This is a genomic window from Kitasatospora sp. NPDC006697, from assembly GCF_042869935.1.
Lineage (GTDB): Bacteria > Actinomycetota > Actinomycetes > Streptomycetales > Streptomycetaceae > Kitasatospora.
Genome location: NZ_JBIAGU010000001.1, coordinates 434,039 through 460,163 on the forward strand (window position 1 = coordinate 434,039; position 26,125 = coordinate 460,163).

The window sequence follows — 26,125 nt, forward strand, 5'->3', positions numbered from 1 at the left end:
CCTGGGGGAAAGCCCAGGGGTGACTCACCCGCTGGCCGGATTACCCGTCAGCTGCGGCTTCCCTAGGGTCAGTTGCGGCCCCGGAAACCGCTCCGCGGCCACCCCGCACCGCCGCCGTCCTTCCGCACCGTGTCCCTGGGGGAGAGTCCAGTGTCCACCACCCGCCGCGCCAACCGCAGACGAGCGTCCAGGCCAGGCCTGGCCGCGGCGATGGGCGCCTGGAGCGCCCGCCACCGCAAGACCGCCGTCTTCGGCTGGCTGCTCTTCGTCGTGCTGGCCGCCTTCCTGGGCGGCGCCGCCGGCAGCCACAAGATCACTGACGCCGAGTCGATGCCGGGCCAGGTCGCCCAGGCCGCCAAGATCCTCGACCAGGCCGGGATCAAGACCCCGGCCGGTGAGACGGTCCTGGTCCAGAGCACCGACCAGACCGCCGACAGCACCGCCTTCAAGGCCGCGGTGGACCAGGTGGTGACCGCGCTGAACGGCACCGGCAAGGTCGCCGACGTCCGCTCCCCCTACGACACCAAGGCGATCTCGGCGGACCAGCACTCCGCCCTGGTCCAGTTCAACCTCCCCGGCGACAAGGACCAGGCCGCCAGCAACGTCACCGCCGCGCAGAACGCGGTGGCCGGGGTCCAGAAGAGCAACCCGGCGCTGCGGATCGAGGAGTTCGGCGAGGGCAGCGCCAACAAGTGGATCACCGACCAGTTCAAGAACGACTTCTCCAGCGCCGAGTGGACCGCCGTGCCGCTCGCCCTGGGCATCCTGCTGATCGCCTTCGGCGCCCTGGTCGCCGCCGTGCTGCCGGTCGGCCTGGCGCTGACCGCCTTCATCGCCGCCAGCGGCCTCACCGCCCTGAGCAGCAGCTTCCTGCACACCAGTGACGACGCCAGCTCGGTGATGCTGCTGGTCGGCCTCGCCGTCGGCGTCGACTACTGCCTCTTCTACCTGCGCCGCGAGCGCGAGGAGCGGGCCGCCGGCCGCGACGCCGCCACCGCGCTGAAGATCGCCGCCGCCACCTCCGGCCGGGCCGTGCTGGTCTCCGGCGTCACCGTGGTGGTCGCCATGGCCGGCATGTTCCTCACCGGCATCGCCGACTTCCAGGCGATGTCCTACGCCACCATCGTGGTGGTGATCACCGCGGTGCTCGGCTCGGTCACCGTGCTGCCCGCGCTGCTCTCGATGCTCGGCGACCGGGTGGAGAAGGGCCGGGTGCCGTTCCTGCACAAGCTCAAGGCCAAGGACCCGGCCCAGGGCAGCCGGATCTGGAACGCGGTGCTGACCCCGGTGCTGCGCGCCCCGCTGGCCGCCACCGTGCTGGCCACCGCCGCGCTGCTGGCCCTGGCCAGCCCGCTGCTCGGCATGCACACCGCCAACCTGACCTTCAACCAGCTGCTGCCCAAGGGCAACGCCCTGGTGCAGACCTCGGAGCGGATCGAGCAGGCCTTCCCCGGCGCCCCGGCCCCGGCCAGCGTGGTGGTCAAGGCCGAGGACATCAACTCGCCGCAGATGAAGCAGGCCATCGCCGACTTCCAGACCCGGGCGCTGGCCACCCACCAGATGCACGGCCCGATCGAGGTCACCCTGCACCCGGAGCAGAACGTCGCCATCATCGACGTCCCGCTCAACGGCAGCGGCAACGACACCACCAGCACCAACGCCCTCAAGGCGCTGCGCGACGACGTCGTGCCGCACACCCTGCTCACCGTGCCCGGCACCCAGGCGCCGGTCACGGGCAACACCGCCGCCTCGCACGACTTCAACGAGCAGATGACCAACAGCATGCTGCCGGTCTTCGCCTTCGTGGTGGTCTTCGCCTTCCTCCTGATGCTCGCCTCGTTCCGCTCGCTGGGCATCGCGATCACCGCGGTGCTGCTCAACCTGCTCTCGGTCGGCGCGGCCTACGGCGTGCTCACCCTGGTCTTCCAGCACGGCGTGGGCGCCTCGCTGCTGGGCACCGCCGGGGTCGGCGCGGTGGAGTCCTGGGTGCCGCTCTTCCTCTTCGTCATCCTCTTCGGCCTGAGCATGGACTACCACGTCTTCGTGGTCTCCCGGATCAAGGAGGCGCACGACCGGGGCGAGTCCACCCGGGACGCGGTGGCGCACGGCATCCGCTCCACCGCGGGCGTGGTGACCAGCGCGGCGATCATCATGGTGGCGGTCTTCGCGGTCTTCGGCACCCTGTCGATGCAGTCCATGAAGCAGATGGGCGTGGGCCTGGCGGTGGCGGTGCTGGTCGACGCCACGGTGATCCGCGGTGTGCTGCTGCCCTCCGCGATGACCCTGCTCGGCGAGCGCAACTGGTACCTGCCGAGCTGGCTCTCCTGGCTGCCCGACCTGGGCCACGATGAGGTGCCGGCCACCGGCACCGCGGACCCCTCGACCACCGGCCCGGAGCTCGTCGCCCGATGACGGAGACTGTGGTGAACCGGTGATCATCTGACGGTTCCTCAGCGCAGGACCCACCGGCCGTTCCCCATCGGGGGAACGGCCGGTAGGTTCGTCCACATGCACGCCGCCCTCGAACCGCGCTTCGACGAAGACCGGGCCCGCGATCTGCTCGCGCTGGCCTGCGCATCCCTCGGCCTCCCCGAACCGGGCGGCGCCCGCCTGCTCGCCCTCGGCGAGAACGCGGTCTTCGACCTCGGCACGCCCGAGCTGGTCGCCAAGGTCGGCCGGCACCCGGAGCTGGCCGAACGGGCCGCCCGGGAGCTGGCGGTGGCCCGCTGGCTGGACGACGCCGGCATCCCGGTCTGCCGGCCGGCCGACGGGCTGGTCGAGCAGCCGCCGGAGCGGGTGGCCACCGCCGCCGGCCACCCGGTCACCTTCTGGCACCGGCTGGCCCCGGAGGTCCGCCCGGCCACCGCGGCCGACCTGGGGCCGCTGCTACGCGCGTTGCACCTGCTACCCGGCCCGCCCCCGCTGGACCGGCCGCTGCCCCGGCGCAGGCTGCTCGACCCGGTGCCGCGCTGGCTGCGGGCCGGCGAGGGGGTGCTCGACCCGGCCGACACCGAGTTCCTGCTGCAGCGCCGCAAGGAGCAGGAGGCGGCGATGGCCGAGCTGGTGCCGATGCTGCCGACCGGCGTGATCCACGGCGACGCGCTGCCGCGCAACGTGCACCTCGGTCCGCACGGCCCGGTCCTGATCGACCTGGAGACGGCCGCGGACGACCTGCGCGAGCACGACCTGGTGGTCCTCACCCTGGGCCACCAGCGCTACGGCGTGCCCGAGTCCGACTACCTGGCGTTCACCCGCAGCTACGGATGGGACGTCCGGGACTGGGCCGGCTACCCGGTGCTCAGCGGTGCCCGGGAGACGGCCGGCGCGGCCTGGCTGGCGCAGCGGGTGGCGGGCGACCAGCGCGCGCTCGCCGAGTTCCGCCGACGGGTGGCGACGCTGCGCGAGGGCGACCGCTCGGCCCGCTGGTACGCGTTCTGACCTGCGCAAACGCCCGCGGGGACAGGGCTTCTCACGGTTCTCCCAGGAGGCGTGAGATAGCTCTCACAATCCTCTCAGCATTTCGGAACTGAGGGCGGCGCGGCCATCGTCGTAGGGAGCAGCCGCGACCGTCCGGGGGCGGCTGGTCCGACCTCAGGAGCTGCCGCATGCCGGTCCTCGGCACCCACCGCACGCTGCTCCGCCGTGCCGCCTTGGGCGGTACGGCGGCGCTCACCCTCGCCCTCGCCTGCGCCTGCGGCCCGGCCACCCAGGGTGGCGGCGACAGCGCGCAGAGCTCGCCGAGCGCCGTGGCGACCAGCCTGCCGAGCAGCAGCCCCAGCGCAGGCCCGAGCGCCGCGGCCCCGTCGGACCCGGGCACCGCTGCGGCCACGCCCGGCAGCCCGAGTGCCAAGCCCAGCGCCAAACCGAGCGCCAAGCCGACCCCGCACCCGAGCGGCACGCCGTCCGACTCCGGCTCCGGCAGCGCCACGCCGACCGCTCCGGCTCCCTCCGGCTCGACCCCCACCGGCTCGACCCCGACCGGCCCGGCGCCGGCCACCACCGCCGCCGCCCCGCGCCCGGCCCCCGACGCGCCCGGCAGCTCGATCGTCTACGGCACCGCCACCGGCGGCCGCACCGTCGCGCTCACCTTCGACGACGGCCCCGGCAAGGCCACCGGCCAGGTCCTCGACCTGCTCGCCCAGTACCACGCCAAGGCGACCTTCTGCGAGATCGGCCCGCAGGCCGCCGCCAACCCGGCCCTGGTGCAGCGCATCCTGGCCGACGGCCACCGGCTCTGCGACCACACCGTGCACCACCCGCAGCCGATGCACACCCTGCCGCACGACCGGCAGACCTACGAGATCGACGCCGCCAAGGACATGATCACCACCGCCGGCGGCCCGGGCACCCAGGTCAGCTGGTTCCGCGCCCCGGGCGGCGACTTCAGCGCCGAGAACCGCCAGATAGCCGTGCAGGACGGACTGCGCCCGCTCGGCTGGACGGTGGACACCCGCGACTGGGCCAAGCCCGGCGTGCCGCAGATCCTGGCCAACGTGCAGAAGGAGCTCAAGCCCGGCGGCATCATCCTGATGCACGACGGCGGCGGCGACCGCTCCGAGACCGTCGCCGCGCTGGGCCAGCTGCTGCCCTGGCTGGTCCAGCAGGGCTACACCTTCGACTTCCCGGCGGGCTGACGGCCCCTCCCCCGACGGGCCGTCAGTGCATCGGCCAGCGGGCGTCCACCACGGCCTGCGGGTCCTTGCCGGCCCGCAGCCAGGACTGCAGGCCCTCGGCCCACTCCCGGTACCAGTGCACCTGCTGCCGGTGCAGCTCGGCCAGGGTCAGCCGCCCGACCTGCTCCGGGTAGCGGCGGCCGAGCGCCACCGCGACCTGCACGGCCGCCAGCGCGTCGCTGGCCGCGTCGTGCGCCTGGGACAGCTCCACCCCGTAGACCTCGCAGACCCGCTGCAGGCCGCGCGAGCCCTTGCGGAAGCGGTCCACCGCACGGTCTATCACCAGGGCGTCCAGCACCGGCGCGACCAGCTCCCCGGCCAGCCGGTCGGCCAGCGGCGCCCGGCCGTGCCGGCGCAGCTCGGCGTCCAGCAGCGAGAGGTCGAAGGGCGCGTTGAACGCCACCACCGGCGTGCCCCGGCCCAGCAGCTCGCAGAGCGCGACCGCGATCTCCTCCACCGCCTCGGCGGCCGGCCGGCCGCGGCGGGCCTGCTCGTCGCTGATGCCGTGGATCGCCCGGGCCTGCTCCGGTATCGGCACCCCGGGGTCGAGCAGCCAGCACCTGGTCCGCACCGGCTCCCCGCCGGCCGCCTCGACCAGCGCGGCCGTGACGATCCGCGACTGCGCCGGGTCCGTCCCGGTGGTCTCCAGGTCGAATCCGACCAGCGGCCCCTGCCACCACGGCGGGGCCGCACCCGCCTCAAGCTCGCCCATACCAGCGCTTCTCCGTCCCAAGTCGACGTCCCCCTGTCGTTCCGTCGGGTCCCATGATGGCCGCGACCTGTGACAGTGGATCGCCCAGGGTGCTGCTCCGGGCCCCTGGGACGGATGCGAAGCAGCCCGGCGGCGGGGCTGCCGAAGCGGCGTCAGGCCGCCGCGAACATCGTCCGCCCGAGCCAGTCGTTCGCGTCCCGGACCCCAGGCAGGACGAAGAAGTACCCGCCGCCCGTCGGGGAGATGTAGTCCACCAGCGGCTCGTCGATCAGCCGGGTCTGGGTGCCCTCGAACTGGCGCACCACGTCCTGCTGGTAGCAGCAGAACGCCAGGCCCATGTCGAGGTTGCCCACCTTGTCCACGCCGCGGTCGTAGTTGTAGCCGCGGCGCAGGATGCGGGTGTCGTCGGTCTTGTCGGTGCGCGGGTTGGCCAGCCGGATGTGCGCGTCCAGCGGGATCGCCTTGCCGTCCGGATCCTTGGCGTAGTCCGGCGCGTCGGTCTCGTTGGCGCCGTCCAGCGGGGCGCCGGTGTCCTTGCGGCGGCCGAACATCTTCTCCTGCTCGGCCAGCGAGACCCGGTCCCAGAACTCCACCAGCATCCGGATGATCCGGATCACCTGGTAGGAGCCGCCGGTCGCCCAGGCCGGCTCGCCCATGCCGTCCTTGACCCAGACCAGGCGGTCCATCTCCCGGCCGGACTTCACGTCGGGGTTGACGATGCCGTCCTTGAAGCCGAGCAGGTTGCGCTGCGCGCCGGCCGGGCGCGGGGCGCTCTGGAAGCCGTCGATCCGCCACTTCACCTGCATCGCGCCGCGGGTGTGCCGGGCGATGTCGCGCAGCGCGTGCAGCACGGTGTCCTGGCTGTTGGCGCAGATCTGCAGCGAGAGGTCGCCGTGCAGCTCGGCGGCCTGCAGGTTGTCGTTGGGGAAGGTCCTCATCGGGTTCAGCTTGACCGGCTTGGCCTTGCCCAGCCCGTACCGCCCGTCGAAGAGCGAGGCGCCGACGCCGACGGTGACGGTCAGGTTGTCGCTGGGCACGGTCGGGCCGAGGATGCCGTTGTCCGCGGGCGGCGCGCCGACCCCGAGGTCGGGCGGGGTGCCGCCGGCGGTGAGGAAGCGGATCCGCTCGGTCAGGGTGCGGAACAGCTGCTCCAGCCCGGCCCGGTCCTGGGCGATCACGTCGAAGGAGACGAACATCGCCGCGGTCTGCTGCGGGGTCAGCACCCCGGCCTGGTGCTCGCCGTGGAAGGCCACGGCCTGGTCGGGCCGGTTGCCGTCGGCCGCCGCGGCCGGCTGCGAGCCGCTGCCGAGCGCTATCGCCCCGCCGGCCAGCGCCGCGCCGGCCGCGCCGACGCCGAGCGCGGTGCCCAGGAACCGGCGCCGGGCGGGCCCGGCCGGGCAGCCGGCCGGCTCGGCAGCAGCGGCGGCGGCGTGTGGGAAGGGGCAGGAGCCGGTCGTGGGCTGCTGGCTGGTCATCAGGCGGACTTCCGGATCTCAAGAAGGTCGGGAATCGGGGCGAGGTCTTCGAGCAGCTGGCCGGTGGCGCCGTTCAGCTGCATCCGGGCGGCCGGGTCCAGCTGCTGCACCGGGGTCCAGGAGCCGTCCGGGTGCTGGGCGGCCGTCAGCAGGTCGCCGAGCCGCTTCATGCCGGCGTTGACGGTGTCCAGCAGCTGCGGGCTGCGGGCCTGGATCAGCGGCTGCAGCACGGTCAGCAGCTCGCGGGTGCCGGCCACGTTGGCCTGGGCGGTGGCCAGGTTGGTGCCGCTGCCCGCGTCGGTGTCGCCGGAGAGCTCGAACTGGAGGGTGTTCTCCAGGATCTCGTGGGTGCGCAGCGGCAGGTCGCCCGGGTCGAAGTCCTGGCCGGGGAACTTCTGCTGCAGGTCGGCCACGTCGGCGGTGAGCTGGTCGGCGGCCGGGGCGAGGCTGTCCGCACCCTCGCCGTGCCAGAGGCCGTACTCCACCCGGTGGAAGCCGGTGAAGTCCGGGTCCTGGAGGCCGCCGGGCAGGCCGTCGGCCCGGCCGTTGATCTTCTTGTCCAGGTCGGCGAAGGTGCCGTAGGCGGCGCCCAGCGAGGAGTACGCGAGGTGGGCGGTGAGCCAGTCGGCCCGGGCCGCCGCCAGGTCGCCGCCGTGCACGTCGGCCTGCAGCTTCTGGGTGAGCGTCAGCAGGTCGGCCAGGCCGCCGTTGACGTACGCCTTGTACTGGTCGAGCGGCGCGTTGAGGTCGTCCTCGGAGACCGGCAGCACCGCCTTGACCTCGCTGCCGCCGCTGATGTGCACGGTGGCGGAGGTGACCGGGTCGCCGCCGGTGGGCACGCAGCGCCAGGCCAGGTCGCCGTTGCCGATGGTGGCGGTGAGCGGGCGGGTGGTGCCGGGGGCCAGGCCCTCGATCTCGCCGTAGACCGCGTTGGTGGCCGGGTTGACCAGGTAGACCTCGGAGGTCTTGCTGCCCGCGTTGTGCATCTGGAAGGTCTGCTGGCCGGGCCGCGGGGTGCCGAAGCCCTTGCCGCACTCGCTCCCGGCGTCCGAGACGGTGACGGTGGCGGCCGCGGCCGGCTTGCCGCCGCTGACCGCGATCACCGTGCCGGCCAGCACGGCGGGGACGGCGACCAGCGCGGCCGGCAGCAGCCAGCGGTTGCGGGTGGGCGCCTGCGCCACCGGGGCGGCCTCCGGCTTCGGCTCGGCGGCGGGCGACTCGGCGACGGCCGGCTCGGCCGCCGGCTTCGGTGTCCGCACGCCGCGGACGAAGAGCGTCAGCACCACGGCGAGGTAGGCGACGTAGGCGAGCACCTGCAGCCAGGTCATGGTGACGGTCAGGTTGAAGACGCCCTGCACCAGCGTCGCGTACCAGGAGCCGGCGTCCAGCGAGCCGCTCAGGTCGAAGGCGTAGGCGTGCCCGCCGGGCAGCACCCCGCCCTCCTGGAGGTCGCGCAGGCCGTAGCTGAGCACGCCGGCCGCGATCACGATCAGCACCAGGCCGGTGTTGGTGAAGAACCGGGTCAGATTGATCTTCAGCACCCGGCGGTACAGGCCCCAGCAGAGCCCGGCGGCGAGCACCAGGCCGATCGCGGCGCCGATCGCCGGGCCGGTGGCCTCACCGGCGGAGCGGGCGGTGGTCCAGAGGAAGAGCGAGGTCTCCAGGCCCTCCCGACCCACCGCCAGGAAGCTGGTGACGACCAGCACCCCGGCGCCCATGCCGAGCGCGGCGGTGACCTTCTCGCGGATCTCGGCGGAGAGGTTCCGGGCGGACCTGCGCATCCAGAACACCATCGCGGTGACGAAGGCGACCGCGATCAGGCTGAGCACGCCGCCGAAGGCCTCCTGCGCCTGGCCGGAGAGGTTGGCGGCGGTGAAGGTGAGCACGGCGCCGAAGCTGAGCGCGAGCGCGATGGCCGCCAGCACGCCGGTCCACACCTGGGGGAGCCGGCCCTTCTGACCGGAGCGGACCAGGGTGGCGACCAGGATCGAGACGATGAGTCCCGCTTCCAGGCCCTCCCGAAGCCCGATCAGAAAGCTTGGAAACGCGTCGTCCCACATCGGTGGCGACTCTCCTAACCTGAAACCTGGCCCTAGGCGTGCGTGGGCCGCGATCGCGACCGGTGCTTAGCTTAGGCATACCTTAGTCAGGGCCCGGCGCCAGGGTCCATGGGAGCTGGATCACAGGTTAGGCAAGCCTCAGCTCACCGGTCGCGAATCGCCCCAAACCCCCTCGAACTCCTCGCGGTAGACCTCCAGCAGGCCTGGCTCGCCGTCCCGCGCGGGGTCCGGCTGGGGCGCGGCGCGCAGCACCAGGGCCGGCGACTCGATGCCGCGGGCCTTGCGCAGATAGGGCTGGATCACCCCGAGGTCGCCGGTGCGCCGCCGCGAACCGGGCACCCGGGCGCCCTCCACCAGGTAGGCGGTGAACCGCGGGGTCTCGTCGAAGACCCGGATCTCGAAGCCGCCCGGGTCACGCAGCCGGGCCCGCACCCGGCGCACGTGCATGATGTTCATCTCGATCGAGCGGGCCAGCTCGCCGCGCCCCAGGCCCAGCTCGCGCTCGCGCCGGCGGACGGCGCTGCTGGCCGGGTTGAGGAAGAGCAGCCGGGCCCGGCAGCCGTCCGCGGCCAGCTTGACCAGCCGCTTGCCGGTGAAGTTCTGACAGAGCATGCCCAGGCCGATGCCGATCGCGTCCAGCCGGCGGGCCCCGTCCAGCAGGTCCTCCACCGGCAGGTCGCGCTGCAGCCGGACCCGGTCGGCGTGCACGGCGGCGACGTCCGCGTACCGGCCGGCCACCAGCTCCTCGATCACGTCGGCGGGCAGCGCGGCGGCGCCGACCGGGCGCCCGTCCAGCAGGCCGAGCACCCGGGCGGCGGCCCGCTCGGTCTGCGCCAGCACGGTGGCGGAGAGGCTGCGGTTGCGCGAGACGACGTGCCGGGCCACCTCCAGCTCGTCCAGCGCCAGCTCGATCTCGCGCCGGTCGTCCAGGTAGGGCTCGAAGCAGGGCCAGTGCTGCACCATCAGCTCGCGCAGCTGGGGCAGGGTCAGGAAGACCAGCGGGTCGTCGTCGTCCGGGTCGAGCAGGAAGCCCTTGCGCCGGCTGACCTCGCGCACCGCGGCGGCCCGGCGCACCCACTCCTCGCCGACCGGTCCGGCCGCGGCGGTCACCCAGTCGGAGCCGTGCGCGGGGGCGTAGACCGGGCGGAGCAGTTCGTCCAGCAGCGAGCGCAGCCGCTGCTCGACCAGGTTGAGCCAGACGTACGCCCGGCCGGTCAGCCGCACCCGCTGGTAGGCGCGCTGCCACTGGTCCTCGCCCCAGGCCGCGGTGGGCGGCTCGCCGGAACCCGGCGGGCCGGGCAGCAGCCGGCCGCCGCCGGGCGAGCCGAGCAGCACGGTCGGCGCCTCGGCGCGCGCCGAACCGCCGCCGAGCAGGGGCCCGTCCGGCCAGTCGTCGGCGGGGAACCCCATGCGCAACCTCACCTCTAGGCCGCCCCTCCCCGGGTGGAGGCGACGTGACGATCAAGGGTACTGCCCGCCCGGGCGGCCGGGCAGTCCGTTGGCGATCGGGCTTGCGGCAACCGTCCCGACGGGCCGTCAAGGCCGCCGCGCGGCCTGCCGCCCCGGACACCCGTTCAGGCGAAAGTAGGCCGAAAGGGCGTCAGATGCGTGCGGCGCGGAAACATGCCAGTGACAGTGTGTCAGTCGGCGGCACACCGTGCGCCGCGACCGGCGGGCGGCGCGGATGTGACGTGCGCCACCCCTCCGGGCGGCGCCCGGTGTCGGCCGACGGACCGTCAGGACGACGCCATCAGAGGGAAGTTGAGGCTTCATGCAGGTCTGGCCAGGGCAACCGTATCCGCTGGGTGCCACCTATGACGGGGTGGGCACCAACTTCGCGGTCTTCTCCGAGAGCGCCGACCGGATCGAACTGTGCCTGCTGCGGCCCGACGGCTCCGAGCAGACCGTCGAGCTGCGGGAGACCGACGCCTTCGTCCGGCACGCCTACCTGCCCGGCATCCAGCCCGGGCAGCGCTACGGGTTCCGGGTGCACGGACCGTACGACCCGGCGCGCGGGCTGCGCCACAACGCCGCGAAGCTGCTGCTCGACCCGTACGCCAAGGCGATGAGCGGCACCATCGACTGGGACGAGTCGGTCTACGGCTACCACTTCGGCGCGCCCGAGCGCCGCAACGACCTGGACTCGGGCCCGCACACCATGCACTCGGTGGTCATCAACCCCTGGTTCGACTGGGGCAACGACCGGCCGCCGCGCACCGAATACCACCGCTCGGTGATCTACGAGGCGCACGTCAAGGGCCTCACCCGGCTGCACCCGGGCATCCCCGAGGAGATCCGCGGCACGTACGCGGCGCTCGGCCACCCGGCCGTCATCGAGCACCTGTGCAAGCTCGGCATCACCGCGATCGAGCTGATGCCCGTCCACCAGTTCGTCCGCGACCACCGGCTGCGCGACCTGGAACTGACCAACTACTGGGGCTACAACACGATCGGCTTCTTCGCCCCGCACGGCTCCTTCTCCTCGGTCGGCGACCGCGGGCAGCAGGTGCAGGAGTTCAAGTCGATGGTGAAGGCGCTGCACGCGGCCGGCATCGAGGTGATCCTCGACGTGGTCTACAACCACACCGCCGAGGGCAACCACCTGGGCCCGACACTCTCCATGCGCGGCCTGGACAACGCCTCCTACTACCGGCTCGCCGCCGACCGCCGCTACTACACGGACACCACCGGCACCGGCAACAGCCTGCTGATGCGCTCGCCGCACGTGCTGCAGCTGATCATGGACTCGCTGCGCTACTGGGTGACCGAGATGCACGTGGACGGGTTCCGGTTCGACCTGGCGGCCACCCTGGCCCGGCAGTTCCACGAGGTGGACCGGCTCTCCTCGTTCTTCGACCTGGTCCAGCAGGACCCGGTGGTCTCCCAGGTGAAGCTGATCGCCGAGCCCTGGGACGTCGGCGAGGGCGGCTACCAGGTGGGCAACTTCCCGCCGCTGTGGACCGAGTGGAACGGCAAGTACCGGGACACCGTGCGCGACCTGTGGCGCGGCGAGCCGGCCACCCTGGCCGAGTTCGGCTCCCGGCTGACCGGCTCCTCCGACCTCTACCAGCAGGACGGGCGGCGGCCGATCGCCTCGATCAACTTCGTCACCTGCCACGACGGCTTCACGCTGCGGGACCTGGTCTCCTACAACGAGAAGCACAACGAGGCCAACGGCGAGCAGAACCGGGACGGCGAATCCTTCAACCGGTCCTGGAACTGCGGGGCGGAGGGGCCCACGAAGGACCCGCAGGTGCTGGCGCTGCGCGACCGGCAGCAGCGCAACTTCATCGCCACCCTGCTGCTCTCCCAGGGCGTGCCGATGCTCTCGCACGGCGACGAGCTGGGCCGCACCCAGCGCGGCAACAACAACGCCTACTGCCAGGACGGCGAGCTCTCCTGGGTGGACTGGCCGGGGGATCCGGCGCTGCTGGAGTTCACCCAGGGCATGGTCTGGCTGCGCCGCAACCACCCGGTCTTCCGGCGCCGGCGGTTCTTCCGCGGCCAGCCGGTGGCCGGGGTGCGGGACGAGCTGACCGACATCGCCTGGTTCACCCCGGCCGGGCAGGAGATGACCGAGCGGGACTGGCACACCAGCTTCGCCAAGTCGCTGACCGTCTTCCTCAACGGCGCGGCGATCTCCGAGCCGGACCGGCGCGGCGGGCGGATCAAGGACGACTCCTTCCTGCTGATGTTCAACGCGCACTCCGAGTCGCTGCAGTTCACCGTGCCCAGGGACCACGGGGACGGGTGGCGGGTGGTAGTGGACACCACGCTCGCGACACTCCCGACTCCGGGTACCGGGGCGGAATTCGCCTCGGGTGACTGGATCAAGCTGACGGACCGTTCGCTGCTGGTGCTCCGGCGGCCCGCCTGAGGCGCGCGGGGCGGCCTGGCGGGGCGAAACCGTCGTATCCGGGCGGGCGAACGGGTAAGCAAGGGGTGTGACCCCACAGCCACGAAGTGTGACCGCCCTGCCGCGCGCTACCTACCGGCTGCAGCTGCAGCCCGGGTTCACCCTGGCGGACGCCGAGGCCGCCGTGCCGTACCTGGCCGGGCTCGGCGTCTCGCACCTGCACCTGTCACCGCTGCTGGAGGCCGTGCCGGGGTCCACCCACGGGTACGACACGGTGGACCACGCGCGGATCAGCGAGCAGCTGGGCGGCGAGCGGGCGCTGCGCTCGCTGGCCGCGGCGGCGCGGGCGCACGGGCTGGGGCTGATCGCGGACGTGGTGCCCAACCACATGGCGGTGCCGGTGCCCGAGCGGCTCAACTCCGCGCTCTGGCAAGTGCTGCGGGACGGGGCCTCGTCGCCGTTCGCCCGCTGGTTCGACATCGACTGGGCGGCGCAGGGCGGGCGGGTGCTGCTGCCGGTGCTCGGGGACCGGCTCGGGGCGGTGCTGGCGGCCGGCGAGCTGAAGGTGGACCAGGAGACGCTGCGGTACTACGAGCACGTGCTGCCGCTGCGGGCCGGGACGGCCGGGCTGCCGCTGCCGGAGCTGCTGGCGCGGCAGCACTACCGGCTGGCGTGGTGGCGGCTGGCGGACGGCGAGGTCAACTACCGGCGGTTCTTCACGGTGAACCAGCTGATCGCGGTGCGGGTCGAGGACCCGGAGGTGTTCGCGGCGACGCACGGGGTGCTGCTGCGGCTGTACGGGGAGGGGGTGCTGGAGGGGTTCCGGGTGGACCATCCGGACGGGCTGGCGGATCCGGCGGGGTACTTGGGGCGGCTGGCGGCGAGCACCCGTGCTTCCGCTCGGGGCCGCGAGGCCTACACCGTCGTCGAGAAGATCCTCAGCGGCCCCGAGCGGCTCCCCGCCGACTGGGCCTGCGCCGGCACCACGGGCTACGACGCGCTGCGCCGGATCGACGGGGTGCTCACCGACGGGCCCGGCGCCCGCCGCCTCGCCGCGCTCTACGCCTCGCTCACCGGGGCCCCCGGCGATGCCGCCAGCGCCGCCCGGGCCGGCCGCGCCGAGCTCGCCGCGGGGGAACTCACCGCCGAGGTCGACCGCCTGGTCCGCCTCGCCGGCCGGATCAGCGCCGCGGAAGTCGACCTGGCCGACTTCCCCGCCCCTGCCGTCCGCCAGGCCCTGCTGGAGCTCTACACCCGCTACACCGTCTACCGGCCCTATGCCCATCCGTCTGCCACTCCCGAGCGCACCGTCACCGTCCCCGCCGACGCGCACCAGTTCGTCGAGCTGCTGACCCATGGTCAGCTGGGCAGCAGCCCGCTCAAGGACGAGTTCCGCACCCGGTTCGCACAGACCGCCGCCGCCGTGGCCGCCAAGGGCGTGGAGGACACCGCCTTCTACCGCTACCACCCGCTGCTCAGCCTCAACGAGGTGGGCGGCGACCCCGCGCACCCGGGAGTCGAGCCGGCCGACTTCCACGACTGGTGCGCCTGGCAGGAGCGGCACTGGCCCGGCAGCATGACGGTGCTCTCCACCCACGACACCAAGCGCAGCGCGGACGCCCGGGCCCGGCTCGCGGTGCTGGCCGAACTGCCGGAGCGCTGGGTCGAGGAGTGCGCGGCCTGGTCGGCGCTGGCGGGCGGACCGGCGGGCGGGCTGTCGGACCGCAATGCGGAGTGGCTGCTCTGGCAGACCCTGGTGGCGGCCTGGCCGATCGGGCCGGAGCGGCTGGTCGGGGTGCTGCTGAAGTCGCTGCGGGAGGCCAAGCTCGCGACCAGCTGGACGGCGCCGGACACCGGGTACGAGGCGGAGGTGACGGGGTTTGCGCGCCGGGTCCTCGACACGCCCGAACTCGCGGGCCGGATCAGCGCGTTCGTGGACTTCCTGGCGCCGTTCGCACAGTCGAACTCGCTCTCGGCGGCGCTGCTGCACCTGACCGTGCCCGGGGTACCGGACCTCTACCAGGGCTCCGAACTGCCGCTCCACACCCTGGTCGACCCGGACAACCGGGGAGTCGTCTCCTTCGGCGGCCCGGTGCCCGCGGGGTTCGCGGCGCGCAAGCTGCACCTCACCCGCACCGCCCTCGCGGTGCGCGACCGGCTGGGGCCGTACCGCCCGCTGGCCGCCGATCCGCACCTGGTGGCGTTCCAGCGCGGCCCCGACGTCACGGTGCTGGCCCCGCGCCTGCCCTTCGCGCTCGCGCAGCGGACGCAGCCGCTCGTCTTCGACCTTCCGGGTCGCTGGCGGGATTTGTTGAATGAACGTGCATTTACTGGTGCGGTCGACGGCGCCGCTCTGCTGATCCGGGAGAGTGACTGACCCGTGGAGTACCAGGTGTGGGCCCCCTCGGCGGGCCGCGTGGAAGTCGAAGTCGACGGCACCCCCTTCGCCATGACCGCCGCCCCCGGCGGCTGGTGGCATGCCACCGCCCCGGCCGGCCAGTCCTACGGCTTCCGCCTCGACGGCGCGCCCGCCCGCCCCGACCCCCGCTCGCCCCGCCAGCCGGACGGCCCCGACGGGCTGAGCCGGACCGTCGACCACGGCGCCTTCCACTGGTCCGACACCCCGTGGCACGGCCGCCCCCTGGCCGGCGCCATCGTCTACGAGCTGCACATCGGCACCTTCACCCCCGCCGGCACCTTCGCCGGAGCCGAGCAGCACCTGGACCACCTGGTCGCGCTCGGCGTGGACTTCGTGGAGCTGATGCCGGTCTGCCCGTTCCCCGGCACCTACGGCTGGGGCTACGACGGGGTGGCCCCCTGGGCCGTGCACGAGCCCTACGGCGGCCCCGAGGGCCTGAAGCGCTTCGTCGACGCCGCCCACCGCAAGGGCCTCGGCGTGATCCTCGACGTGGTGCACAACCACCTCGGCCCCTCCGGCAACCACCTCCCCGCCTACGGCCCCTACTTCACCGACCGCCACCACACCCCCTGGGGCTCCGCCGTCAACCTCGACGCCCCCGGCTCCGACGAGGTCCGCGCCTACTTCCGCGAGAGCGCCCTGAGTTGGCTGCGCGACTACCGGATCGACGGACTGCGCCTGGACGCCGTGCACGCCCTGGTCGACGACCGCGCGCTGCACTTCCTCGAAGAACTCGCGGGTGCGGTTGACGAGTTGTCCGTCGCTGTGAACCGCCCACTCTTCCTGGTCGGCGAATCCGACCTCAACGCCCCCCGGATCACCGACCCCCGCCAGGCCGGCGGCTACGGCCTGACCGCCCAGTGGAGCGACGACTTCCACCACGCCCTGCACACCGCCGTGACCGGCGAATCCCAGGGCTACTACGCCGACTTCGCCGAGGACCCGCTGGCCGCCCTCGCCCGCGTACTCACCCGCGGCTGGTTCCACGACGGCACCTGGTCCTCCTTCCGGGCCCGCCACCACGGCCGCGAGTTCCCCCTCCCCTACGGCCACCGCCTGCTCGGCTACGCGCAGACCCACGACCAGATCGGCAACCGCGCGATCGGCGACCGACTCACCATCCCCCAACTCGCCCTGGCGGTACCCCTGGTGCTCAGCTCACCGTTCACCCCGATGCTCTTCATGGGCGAGGAGTGGGGTGCGAGCACCCCCTGGGCGTACTTCACCGACCACACCGACCCCGAGCTGGCGGAAGCCGTCCGCCAGGGGCGGCGGCGCGAGTTCGCGGCGATGGGCTGGTCGGAGGAGGACGTCCCCGATCCGCAGGCCCGCGCCACCGTGCTGGGCTCCACGCTCGACTGGTCCGAGCCGCGGAGTGGCGAGCATGCGGAACTGCTGGCCTGGTACCGCGACTTGATCCGGCTCCGGAAGTCCTCTCCCGACCTCACCGACCCCGACCTGCGCCGGGTCCGCGTGGAGTACGACTCCGCCGAGGGCTGGCTGCGACTCCACCGCGGGCGCTTCCAGATCACCGTCAACTTCAGCGATAAGCCCGTCGATGTCGCCGCGGGCACCCCGCTCCTCCACTGGGGCTCGCTGTCCGACACCCGCCTGGGCGCCCGCTCCTGCGTCATCACAGCTTCAGAAAGCTGACCAGCCGCTCCCGAATCCCGGCCGCATCCAGCCCGTAGGCGCGGATGTGGTCGTCCATCTCGCCGTAGTGGCGGTGCTCCTCCTTCGGGACGCCCAGGCCGAGCACCCGGTGCGGGAGGTCGGCGAGGGCGTCGTGGGCGGCGTTGTTCGAGGTGCCGGCGAGGTAGGGCTCGACCAGCACCACGTCGGTGTTGCCCGCGGCCCGCAGCGCCGTCCCGTCGAAGGGGCGGACGGTGGCGGCGTAGAGCACGGTGACGTCCATGCCCTGGGTCGCTTCCAGCACGGCGTCCAGCATCGGGCCGACAGCGACGACAGTCGCCTTGCTCCCCTCGCGCACCGTCAGGAACCTCCCCGCCTCAACTTCCCGCGCCTGCTGGTTCTGATGGTTCGACAGCCGCACGTACACATTGCGGTCCCCATCCGCGACCGCATGCCGCAGCAACTTCTCCGCCTCGTCCGGATGGCCGGGCACGTGCACCGTCCAGTCCGGCAGCGTGTCCAGCAGCGCCACGTCCCCGGGCGACATGTGGGTGCGCCCACCGGTCGGCCAGTCGTACGAGCCGAGCGCGCTCACGAGGACGGCGCCCACGCCCTGGTGGTTGAGGTCCAACTTGATCTGCTCGAACGGCCGCTCGATCAGGAAGCTCGCGAAGGTGTGCGCAATCGGCCGCATCCCGGCCAGCGCCAGCCCACCGGCCACGCCGATCAGCAACTGCTCGCGGATCCCTACATTCAGCACCCGGTCGGGGTGGGCCTGCGCGGCCCCGCCGAACTGGCTGGCGCTGATGTCGGCGAGGACGACCGCCGTGCGCGGGTCCTCGTCCAGCAGGTCGGTGGTGACGGAGACGAACCGCTCCCGCATCGTGTCCATGGTCTGTGGCTCCCCTTCTCAGTTCTTCGGCTCAACGCGGGCGATGACGGCGTGCGGTTGGTTCGGGTGCTTCACGGTGTAGGCCTCCAACAGCGCCCCATGGTCATGGCCATCAACGGTTTCGGTTGACCACCCGTGCACCGCGAACCGCGCGGCGATCCCGCCCTCCCAGCCGTGCGAGGCCGAGGAGTTGTCGATGACGATGACGTGCAGGTTCTCCAACCCGACGGCCCCGGCGTAGGCCAGCGCCTCGTGGTTCGATCCCTCGTCGAACTCGGCATCCCCGATCAGCGTCCACACGGCAGCCGAGTCCCCCTGCGCCCGCAGCCCGAGCGCCGTGCCCACCGCCAGCGGCAGACCGTGCCCGAGCGACCCGGACCCGATCTCGGCGGCCGGAATCAGCACCCGGTCGGGGTGATGCCCGAGCGGCGAGTCGTACCCGCCGAACCCGTCCAGCCACTCCGCGGGGATCAGCCCCTTGGCGGCCAGGACGGCGTAGTAGGCCATCGGCCCATGCCCCTTGGAGAGCAGGAACCGATCCCGCCCCTCCTCCCCCGGCGCCCCTCGGAGGACCCGGTCATACAGCACCCAGAGCGCATCGAGCGTGGAAGTGGCCGCCGGCCCGTGCTTCTCGGCACCGGTCATCCGCCCCATCAGCCGGGGCAGGTCCGCGTAGTTCGTCGTCATGCGGACAACGATGCAACCTCAAGCCGACTTGAGGTCAAGCCTGGCCCAGACGCGCTTCCCGATACCCTCGCGCTCGCCCACACCCCACTCGACAGCGAGCGCCGCGACGAGCATCAACCCGCGCCCCGCCTCGGCCTCACCGCCCACCTGACGGGCCACCGGCTGCCCCGCGCCGGCGTTCTCCACGGAGATCAGCCGCTCCAACACGGCCTCAGGGTTCTGCACGACCGCCTTGAGCTCGGCCTCGATCGCCAACGTCTCTTCCTCACATGACCCGGTGTGCATCCGTCAGCGGTGATCACCCTGAATCAACCATCTCGCACTCCGACAAGGCCCGTGCCCACGGAAACTCCTCCCCCGCCCCCACCCGCTCCAACACCCGAACACCCGCGCCCCTCAGCACCTCAAGGCTCCGCGCCCACTGCGGATGCGCTGCCAGTGCCTCGTTGACACTCGGCACCGCCACCAACCGGATGCCCTTGCCGATCGCCTCCGCCGCGAACGCCACCGGCCACTCACTCGTCAGCCCGAGCGCCCACGAGTTGACCGCGTTGAAGGTCACCGGAGCCACCAGCGCGACCGCCGCCTCCGGCCATGGGTCGACTTCTTCCGGCCGGCGGTGCCGGTGCCGCACCGGACGCCATGTCAGCGACTCCAGCTCCCGTACCCCGGTCCCCAGCCACTCGGCCGCGCTCCCCGTCAGCCCGACGCACACATCCCAACCCGCCGCTTGCGCCAGCTCCACAGCGCCACGGATACCCAGAACCGCCGGTGCGGCCGAACCCAGCAGGTACAACACACGACCTGTCGCCATGCCGAAAAGCTTACGGAGTGCACCGGAACCTGGTACGCCTGAAGACTCGTCATCATCCCCATACCCGCCCACGGGCCGTCCGCATCCACCCCCGAAAGGCCGTCCATGCCCGCAGCCGTCCGCGCCACTTCCCTCCTCCTCGCCGCCGTCCTCCTCGCCTGGTCGGCCGCCGCCCTCGGGGCCCTCGCGCTCTACGTCCGCCTCATCTCGGACATCCGCGCCACCGTCAACGGCGAAGGGCAGTTCGCCGGCCTCCTCTGGCTCACTCTCCTCTCCCCCGGACTGCTCGCCATCACCGTCCAGCTGGCCCTCTGGCTCCGGGCCGCGGCCTCCTGGCGCAAGCAGCGCACCGACGCCACCGAGCGGATCAAGGTCGCCACCGTCCTGACCGCGCTCTCCCCGGTCCTCCTCGCCATCGCCCCCGCCTGGGCGATCCCCTACCGGACGCACCTCCTCATCGCCCTCGCCACGCTTGCCGCCCTCGCACTCGCCACCGCATGGACCGCACACCGCCCGGCGGCCCGCGCCCACCTCACCGAGCGCCCCCGCCGCATCCCCCGCTACGTCCCGACCCACCACCCCACCGCCTGACGCGCCTCCCCCGCCCCGCCCCCACCCCTTGCTACATTGCGCCATCAGGCAACTACAGCACCACGCAGAGCGAGGGCATCCCACCGTGGCAGCGGCACCACCCGGACGCACCCTCGTCCCCGCCCTGTTCCTCGGCATCCCCGCCCTCGGCGCCCTCGTCGACGAGGCCATCGCCCCCGGGCTCGGCCTGCTCTTCGCCGGCTCCGCCGTCCTCGGCACCGCCTCCGCGACCGCCCTCGCCAGCCGGGCCGGCTGGTGGTGGGTACTGCCCGCCTGCCCGATCGTCGTCCTCGCCGTCACCGCCGCCGCCGAACTGCTCGGCGACGGCGCGAAGTACCGGGGCGGCAACAGCCTGCTCGCCGGCGCGATCCGCTGGGCCGTCAACGGGTTCCCGGTGATGCTCGCCGCCCTCGCCGTCGCGGCGCTCGTCGTCCTGGTCCGCATCCTCCGCGACCGGAGGACGGCCCGTCATGCGGCCTGAACGCCTGCCGCGCCTCCTCGGCCGGTCGCTCCTGCTCACCGCCGGCCTCGCCGTGCTGGCTGCCAGCGGGTTCGCCTACTACACCTACACCTCCCTCACCGGCGCCCTCACGACCTCCAGCGCGCTCACCACCGTCCGCCAGAGCGCCCCGCCGCACCTGGACAACTCGGTCAACCTCCTCCTCATCGGCCTGGACAGCCGCAAGGACATGAACGGCAACGACCTCCCCCCGCAGTTCGTCCAGGACGAGCTGCACGCGGGCGACAGCAGCGAGATCGGCGGCTACAACACCAACACGCTCATCGTGCTGCACATCCCGGCCGCGGGCGGCAAGGTGACGGCGCTCTCGCTCCCCCGCGACGACTACGTGCAGACGGACGGCGCCGACGGCCGGATGCACAAGATCAAGGAGGCCTACGGCATCGCCAAGGGGATCGCCGAGCCCAAACTGGCCGCGCAGGGGCTCACCGGCGGCCAGCTGGAGCAGCGGAGCCGGGAGGCGGGGCGGGCCGCGACCCTCGCCACCGTGCAGGACTTCCTGGGCATCCCGATCGACCACTTCGCCGAGGTCAACCTGCTCGGCTTCTACGACATCGCCCAGGCCCTCGGGCCGATCACGGTCTGCCTGAACCACGCCGCCAGCGACCCGGCCGAGCAGGGCCAGGGGTCCGGGTTCACCGGCCGGGCCGGCCTGAACACGCTCGACGCCGCCCAGGCCCTCGCCTTCGTCCGCCAGCGGCACAACCTGCCGAACGGCGACCTCGATCGGACGCACCGTCAGCAGGCGTTCATCTCCTCCGTCGAGCAGAAGCTCAAGAGCGAAGGGCTCTTCAGCGACCTGGGCAAGCTGCAGTCGCTGCTGAACGTGGTCAAGAAGGACGTGGTGATCGACGACCGGCTCGACGTCCTCGACTTCGCCCAGCAGGCCACCAACCTGACGGGCGGGAACGCCGAGTTCAACACCCTGCCGATCACCGGCTTCGCGAACATCGGCGGCGAGGCCGTGAACACCGTCGACCCGGCGCTGATCCGCCGCGAGGTCCAGCAGCTCTTCGGCCACGACCCCGGCCCGGCCCCCACCCCCGCCGATTCCCCGACCCCCACCCCGCCCCCGACCCCGGTAACGCCCTCCTCACCGCCCGCCTCGCCGCTCCCCATGGCCGGCGCGCCCGTCACCATGGGCGGCATCCCCTGCGTCAACTGACGCCGTTCACACCCTCATTTCAAGCAAAGGCTTGAGAACCTGACGCCCCCTCACCTACATTCCAAGCATGTCCTTGGAATCCCCCACCCCCCGCCGCCGCCTCCTCGACGACCCACGCAGCATCCGCGCGCTGGCCCACCCGATCCGCCTCCAACTCCAGTCGATCATCGGCCGGGCCGGCCGGATCACCGCCGCCGACGCCGCCCGCGAGCTGGGCATCAGCCACGGCCTCGCCTCTCACCACCTGCGCCAACTCGCCAAGTACGGCTTCGTGCAGCAGGTCGACGGCGCCGACAACCGCGAGCGCCCGTGGCAGCTGGTGCACACCTCGCACTCCGTCGAGGGCATCGCCGCCGTCCCGGGCGGCAATGAGGCGCTGGCCGCCTTCGAACAGGTCGCCGCCGAACGCGCGCTCGACGACCTCGGCCGCTGGCAGGAGCAGCGCACCGGCTGGTCGACGGGCTGGCTGGAGCACGCCGGACTCAGCCGCAGCACCGTCTACCTGACGGAAGAGGAGTTCACCAGCCTGATGACGGCCTTCGACGCACTGATCACCGCCTACGTCGAACAGCGCCCGCTGGACGACCTCGCCGCCCGCCCACCGGGCTCCCGAGCAGTCGACCTGACGGTGATCGCCACCCCGCAGGACCCGATGGAAGCCGAGCAGTGAGGTGCGCGCCATCGCCCTGGCACTGCGTCAGCGCAACCTGCGCCTGCTACTCGCCGCGGGCCTGATCTCGCTCACGGGCGACTGGATCCTGCGCACCGGCCTCGCCTACGCCGTCTACGCCCTCACCGGCGACACCCTGGCCTCCGCCCTCACCGTGGTCGCCTCCTTCGTCCCGCAGATCCTGCTCGGTTCGCCCGCCGGGGTGTTCGTGGACCGCTGGGACCTGCGGCGCACCATGGTCGTCACCAACCTGCTGCTGGCGGTCGGCCTGCTGCCGCTGCTCGCCGTCCACGATCGGAGCCAGCTCTGGATCGTCTACGGGGTCACCGTGTGGCAGGGCTGTGTGCAGCAGTTCTTCGAGCCCGCCGCGCAGAGCCTGCTGCCGCGCCTGGTGCCGGACCGTCAGCTCGTCACGGCGAACGCGCTGAACGGGCAGAACGCCGACCTGTCCCGCCTGCTCGGCGCCGCGCTCGGCGGGGTGGCGGCCGCGGCGGGCGGCATCACGCTGGTGGCGCTGCTGGACGCCGCGAGCTTCCTCTGCGGCGCGCAGCTGATGGCGGCGATCCGCGTCCCCTCCGCGCCGCCCCCACCCACCGCCGCCCGTCCGCCGCTCCCCAAGGACTGGCTCGCCGGCCTCCGCCTCACCCTCCGCCACCCGGTTCTGCGCGGCGTCCTCGCCTTCCTCCTCGTCACCAGCGTCGGCGAGGGCATCATGAGCACGCTCTTCGCCCCGTTCGTCCGCTCGGTGCTGCACGCGGGGGCGAGCGCGTACGGCGTGATCGGGGCGGCCCAGGCGGTGGGCGGGCTCGCGGGCGGGCTGTGCGCGGCGGCGCTGGGCGAACGGCTGCGCGGGCTGCCGGCGCTGGCGATCTCGGCGGTGGCCTTCGGCCTGACCGGGCTCGCGATCTTCCTCTACCCCACCTTGACCACCGCCCTCTGGCCGGCCGTCACGCTGATGGTCGTGGCGGGCGTGCCCGGCGCCTTCGTGCTCACCTCCGCCATGACCCTGCTGCAGCAGCACAGCACCGATTCCCACCGCGGCCGGGTCTTCGGCGCCCTGGGCACCGTTCAGGGCGCCGCCGTCGTCACGGGCACGGTCGCGGCGGGCCTGCTCGCGGGACCGCTGGGCATCGTGCCGGTGCTCGCGGTGCAGGGCGCGGGCTACGTCGCGGCCGGTCTGCTGGTCGTACTGGTGGCGGGGCGCCGTCCAACTACCATCCCCTCATGACCAGCGCCATCCGTGACCGCCTCACCATCGGCGAGCTCGCCGCCCGCAGCGGCATCGCGCACTCCGCCCTGCGCTACTACGAGGAGCTGGGCCTGATCCACTCCGAGCGCACCGCCGGCGGCCGCCGGCACTACGCGCGGCAGACGCTGCGCCGGCTGGCGTTCATCAAGGCGGCGCAGACGGTCGGCCTCTCGCTGGACGAGGCCCGGGAGGCGATGGCGGACCTGCCGGCCGAGCGCTCGCCCACGCTCGCGGAGTGGAAGCCGGTGGCCACCTCCTGGCAGCAGCGGATCGACGAGCAGATCGCCGACCTGCAACGCCTGCGCGACCACCTGACGGGGTGCGTGGGGTGCGGGTGCCTCTCGCTCGGGCGGTGCGCGCTGTACAACCCGAAGGATATTCAGGGCGCCGAGGGACCGGGAGCACGCAAACTACTCCCGAAGCTAGACCGCTGAAACACTGACAGATCGAGCACCCCCGGAGCACACCATGGCCACCGTCCAGGACACCACCCTGACTCCCGGCAAGCTGGAAGCCCTCGCCGACTGGCTGCCCGCGCAGCCCTGGTACCGCGACCCCGGCGGCGCGGCCGCGCTGCAGCGGTGCGGCGGCTTCCGGCTGGACGACCCGGCGGGCGAGGTCGGCATCGAGTTCATCGTCGTTGTGGAGACCGCCGGAACCGAGCCCACCGCCTACCTCGTCCCGATGACCTACCGCGGCGCCCCGCTCCCCGACGCCCCCGCCGACGCACTGATCACCACCTCCGAGCACGGCATCCTCGGCACCCGCTGGTTCTACGACGCCACCAAGGACCCGGTCGCCCTCGCCGAACTCGCCGCCCTGCTCCGCGGCGAGGCGATCGCCCAGCACCAGTACGAGTCCGACACCCTCGACCCCACGGTCACCGTCGTCCCCGTCCCGCACGCCACCGCCGCGAACGTCCGCATCACCCGCATACTCACCCCGGACACCACCGGCCCCCTCACCGCCGGCTGGACCCAGCCCGACGGCACCCCGGCCCGCGCCGCCTTCGCAGCTGTCGCCCACGGGTGATCGCCTGGCGCACCGGGTGTGGGCGACCATGACGCGCCAGGTCCAGAAGGGTCGGGCGAGTCAATGGCCCGACCGCAGCTCCGGAGTCACGGCCCGGCGAGGACCTCGGCAGCCTTCGCGATGACGGCGTCGAGGGTGCCGCGGTCCGTCTCCAGGGCTGCTCGGTTCTGCTCGATGTACTGCTGTTGCAGCTGGACCTCAGCCTGGTGCCAGACCTCGGCCACGTGCTGCGAGTTCCGGCAGGTGAGATCCGCGGTGGCCGTGGCGACCTCCAGTTTCGAGACGCGACCCTTCGGGTCGAGCCCGAAGCGCGGGTCGTCGTTCGCATCCAGCGGGGACTTGTAGGTGAAACCCCGCTGACTCATGCAGGTGGACCAGTCGGCGAAGGCCGCGAGGACCTTGGGGTCCTTCATGGATTCCTGGTACGACTGGTCGCTGAGATCCTGGACGAGCTTCGAGACACCGTGCGTCGCGCTCCCCAGCTCCTGCCGGGCCTGGCCGAAGCAGCCACCTTGGGGGATCTGCTTCCCGCCCACCACACCCGCCCGGGCGGAGGCGTCGGCCTTGGCCAGCGCCTCCGGTGGAGTGTCGGTGCCGCCGAGCAGCACCTCGGTGTCGGCCGGGGTGGGCGGCAGCTTCGACTGTTCCTGGAGCGCCGCGTTGTAGCGACTCTCATCGGCTGCGTCGAGCTGGTAGCCGCGCTGTTCGGCGAGGTGGAGGTCATGGATGCCGTACCGCCGGTCCAGCATGTTCCGCGGACCATGCGGCGGCAGTTCCGGGTCGATTTGCCACACGACGCCGTAGCCGCGCACGCAGGCCCCCACCAGCTTGATCTCGGCCTTGCTGATCGCCTTGTCCTGCTCGGCGGTGGGTTCGAAGGCCAGCAGGGGAAGCGTCCAGGTCGACGGGTCGACAGTGGCCGGTGCGTTGGCGACCGACGCAGCCGGTGCCGTTGGCTCCGCACGACCGGCCGAGCAGCCCACGAGCACGAGTCCGAGCGCGGTGAGCAGCACTCCGCCCACCCCTCCCCTGCTGGTCTTCATCGGCTTATCAGTTCTGGAAGAACTCGATGGACCGGTTGTTGTTCCTGGTGACGCCCAGATCACGGCCGCTGTTGGGGTAGAATGTCTCGTAGGAGCCCGTGTAGTTGTGGCTGTAGTAGACGTTGGCTTTGTAGCCGTTGTACCAGTTGTACGCGGACGCCGAGTTGTTCCCCGCTCCCTGACCAGCACCGTCGCCAGTGCCGTCACAGAAGTTCAGCGACGCGTAGCTCATCCCGTCAGAGACATAGAAGGACGTCAGATCAGAGAAGTTGTGCCCCACATTGACCCACGCACCTCGATAGCCCGTGTGGTAGTAGAAACGGAAGCGGAAGACATCGCTACTCCCGGCGCAGGTCTCCGGCGAGAAGAAGGCGTCAGAGCCGTTCGAGGCTAGGAAGCCGGTCGGGTCACCTTCGGCCATCGCCGGGCTGGCGAGGGCCAGCGGGCCTGCGAGGGACAGGGCGACGGCGGCCACCGCACCGGCGGCAGCCGTACGCAGGCGGGCGCGCCTCGGGATGGTCTTCATGTCTTCCTCCACAGATTCGGGGCGATGGTCCGGAACGTACGAGGTGTGCTCGTGCTCAGCCTTCCGCGGGCGCCAGCGCGCGCCTATCCACTTCCGTGCCGCATCGGCA

The 26,125-nt window shown here is 72.5% G+C and carries 23 protein-coding genes; 13 read left to right on the forward strand and 10 right to left on the reverse strand.

Going from position 1 to position 26,125, the window contains the following annotated elements:
* Positions 1–210 precede the first annotated feature (210 nt).
* From ACFYNO_RS01945 to ACFYNO_RS01955, 3 genes are all read left to right on the forward strand, one after another.
* Positions 211–2,412, forward strand: a complete 2,202-nt coding sequence (locus tag ACFYNO_RS01945; RefSeq protein WP_388004305.1) for an MMPL family transporter — start codon at positions 211–213, stop codon at positions 2,410–2,412.
* Between the two features lie 96 nt (positions 2,413–2,508).
* Positions 2,509–3,438, forward strand: a complete 930-nt coding sequence (locus ACFYNO_RS01950) for a phosphotransferase enzyme family protein (protein WP_388003608.1) — start codon at positions 2,509–2,511, stop codon at positions 3,436–3,438.
* 167 nt (positions 3,439–3,605) lie between these two features.
* Positions 3,606–4,634, forward strand: a complete 1,029-nt coding sequence (locus ACFYNO_RS01955; RefSeq protein ID WP_388003611.1) for a polysaccharide deacetylase family protein — start codon at positions 3,606–3,608, stop codon at positions 4,632–4,634.
* 22 nt (positions 4,635–4,656) lie between these two features.
* On the opposite strand, the gene ACFYNO_RS01960 is transcribed toward ACFYNO_RS01955, so the two are convergent.
* The 4 genes from ACFYNO_RS01960 to ACFYNO_RS01975 all read right to left on the reverse strand — a co-directional run bounded on the left by ACFYNO_RS01960 (position 4,657) and on the right by ACFYNO_RS01975 (position 10,330).
* Positions 4,657–5,385 carry an exonuclease domain-containing protein gene (locus ACFYNO_RS01960; RefSeq protein ID WP_388003614.1) on the reverse strand — a complete coding sequence of 243 codons (729 nt, stop codon included), beginning with the start codon at positions 5,383–5,385 and terminating at the stop codon, positions 4,657–4,659.
* Between the two features lie 152 nt (positions 5,386–5,537).
* On the reverse strand, positions 5,538–6,860 hold the full coding sequence (gene efeB, locus ACFYNO_RS01965) for an iron uptake transporter deferrochelatase/peroxidase subunit (protein WP_388003617.1): 1,323 nt from the start codon (positions 6,858–6,860) through the stop codon (positions 5,538–5,540).
* Positions 6,860–8,920, reverse strand: coding sequence for an iron uptake transporter permease EfeU (gene efeU / locus ACFYNO_RS01970; protein ID WP_388003620.1), 2,061 nt, complete (start codon positions 8,918–8,920; stop codon positions 6,860–6,862). Before efeU ends, efeB begins: the two co-directional genes overlap by 1 nt.
* Before the next feature lie 138 nt (positions 8,921–9,058).
* Positions 9,059–10,330 carry an SAV2148 family HEPN domain-containing protein gene (locus tag ACFYNO_RS01975; RefSeq protein WP_388003623.1) on the reverse strand — a complete coding sequence of 424 codons (1,272 nt, stop codon included), beginning with the start codon at positions 10,328–10,330 and terminating at the stop codon, positions 9,059–9,061.
* Positions 10,331–10,691: 361 nt separating this feature from the next.
* Here ACFYNO_RS01975 and glgX point away from each other — a divergent pair, with 361 nt between their 5' ends.
* The 3 genes from glgX (at position 10,692) to treZ (ending at position 16,848) form a co-directional block, all read left to right on the forward strand.
* The gene (gene glgX, locus ACFYNO_RS01980; protein ID WP_388003626.1) at positions 10,692–12,797 is read left to right on the forward strand and encodes a glycogen debranching protein GlgX; all 2,106 of its coding nucleotides are present in this window, start codon (positions 10,692–10,694) and stop codon (positions 12,795–12,797) included.
* Between the two features lie 88 nt (positions 12,798–12,885).
* Positions 12,886–15,153: a malto-oligosyltrehalose synthase gene (gene treY / locus ACFYNO_RS01985; protein ID WP_388003629.1), complete on the forward strand. Its 2,268-nt coding sequence runs from the start codon at positions 12,886–12,888 to the stop codon at positions 15,151–15,153.
* 3 nt (positions 15,154–15,156) lie between these two features.
* A complete protein-coding gene (gene treZ, locus ACFYNO_RS01990) occupies positions 15,157–16,848 on the forward strand; it encodes a malto-oligosyltrehalose trehalohydrolase (RefSeq protein ID WP_388003632.1) in 1,692 nt (563 codons plus the stop codon).
* Here the strand turns inward: treZ and ACFYNO_RS01995 are convergent.
* From ACFYNO_RS01995 to ACFYNO_RS02010, 4 genes are read right to left on the reverse strand one after another with little or no spacing between them, the layout of a single operon-like run.
* A complete protein-coding gene (locus tag ACFYNO_RS01995) occupies positions 16,829–17,719 on the reverse strand; it encodes a transketolase family protein (RefSeq protein WP_388003635.1) in 891 nt (296 codons plus the stop codon). The genes treZ and ACFYNO_RS01995 overlap by 20 nt on opposite strands.
* Positions 17,720–17,737: 18 nt before the next feature.
* Complete coding sequence (locus tag ACFYNO_RS02000; protein ID WP_388003638.1) at positions 17,738–18,406, reverse strand: thiamine pyrophosphate-dependent enzyme; 669 nt, start codon at positions 18,404–18,406, stop codon at positions 17,738–17,740.
* A gap of 18 nt (positions 18,407–18,424) precedes the next feature.
* Positions 18,425–18,661, reverse strand: coding sequence for a hypothetical protein (locus ACFYNO_RS02005; protein WP_388003641.1), 237 nt, complete (start codon positions 18,659–18,661; stop codon positions 18,425–18,427).
* A 43-nt stretch (positions 18,662–18,704) separates the two neighbouring features.
* A complete protein-coding gene (locus tag ACFYNO_RS02010; RefSeq protein WP_388003644.1) occupies positions 18,705–19,220 on the reverse strand; it encodes a flavoprotein in 516 nt (171 codons plus the stop codon).
* A 105-nt stretch (positions 19,221–19,325) separates the two neighbouring features.
* Here ACFYNO_RS02010 and ACFYNO_RS02015 point away from each other — a divergent pair, with 105 nt between their 5' ends.
* The 7 genes from ACFYNO_RS02015 to ACFYNO_RS02045 all read left to right on the forward strand — a co-directional run bounded on the left by ACFYNO_RS02015 (position 19,326) and on the right by ACFYNO_RS02045 (position 24,447).
* The gene (locus ACFYNO_RS02015; RefSeq protein ID WP_388003647.1) at positions 19,326–19,811 is read left to right on the forward strand and encodes a hypothetical protein; all 486 of its coding nucleotides are present in this window, start codon (positions 19,326–19,328) and stop codon (positions 19,809–19,811) included.
* Between the two features lie 85 nt (positions 19,812–19,896).
* Positions 19,897–20,292 carry a DUF6542 domain-containing protein gene (locus ACFYNO_RS02020; protein ID WP_388003650.1) on the forward strand — a complete coding sequence of 132 codons (396 nt, stop codon included), beginning with the start codon at positions 19,897–19,899 and terminating at the stop codon, positions 20,290–20,292.
* Positions 20,282–21,496, forward strand: coding sequence for an LCP family protein (locus ACFYNO_RS02025; RefSeq protein ID WP_388003653.1), 1,215 nt, complete (start codon positions 20,282–20,284; stop codon positions 21,494–21,496). The genes ACFYNO_RS02020 and ACFYNO_RS02025 overlap by 11 nt, the downstream gene beginning before the upstream one ends.
* A gap of 67 nt (positions 21,497–21,563) precedes the next feature.
* Positions 21,564–22,166, forward strand: coding sequence for a helix-turn-helix domain-containing protein (locus ACFYNO_RS02030; protein ID WP_388003656.1), 603 nt, complete (start codon positions 21,564–21,566; stop codon positions 22,164–22,166).
* Position 22,167: 1 nt separating this feature from the next.
* Complete coding sequence (locus ACFYNO_RS02035; protein WP_388003659.1) at positions 22,168–23,394, forward strand: MFS transporter; 1,227 nt, start codon at positions 22,168–22,170, stop codon at positions 23,392–23,394.
* Complete coding sequence (gene soxR, locus ACFYNO_RS02040; protein ID WP_388003662.1) at positions 23,391–23,849, forward strand: redox-sensitive transcriptional activator SoxR; 459 nt, start codon at positions 23,391–23,393, stop codon at positions 23,847–23,849. The genes ACFYNO_RS02035 and soxR overlap by 4 nt, the downstream gene beginning before the upstream one ends.
* Positions 23,850–23,883: 34 nt before the next feature.
* Positions 23,884–24,447: a 1,4-alpha-glucan branching protein gene (locus ACFYNO_RS02045; RefSeq protein ID WP_388003665.1), complete on the forward strand. Its 564-nt coding sequence runs from the start codon at positions 23,884–23,886 to the stop codon at positions 24,445–24,447.
* A gap of 86 nt (positions 24,448–24,533) precedes the next feature.
* Here the strand turns inward: ACFYNO_RS02045 and ACFYNO_RS02050 are convergent, their stop codons facing one another.
* Complete coding sequence (locus ACFYNO_RS02050) at positions 24,534–25,460, reverse strand: hypothetical protein (protein WP_388003668.1); 927 nt, start codon at positions 25,458–25,460, stop codon at positions 24,534–24,536.
* 37 nt (positions 25,461–25,497) lie between these two features.
* Positions 25,498–26,016 (reverse strand): hypothetical protein, encoded by a 519-nt coding sequence (locus ACFYNO_RS02055; RefSeq protein WP_388003671.1) that lies wholly within the window; start codon positions 26,014–26,016, stop codon positions 25,498–25,500.
* Between the last annotated feature and the right edge of the window lie 109 nt (positions 26,017–26,125).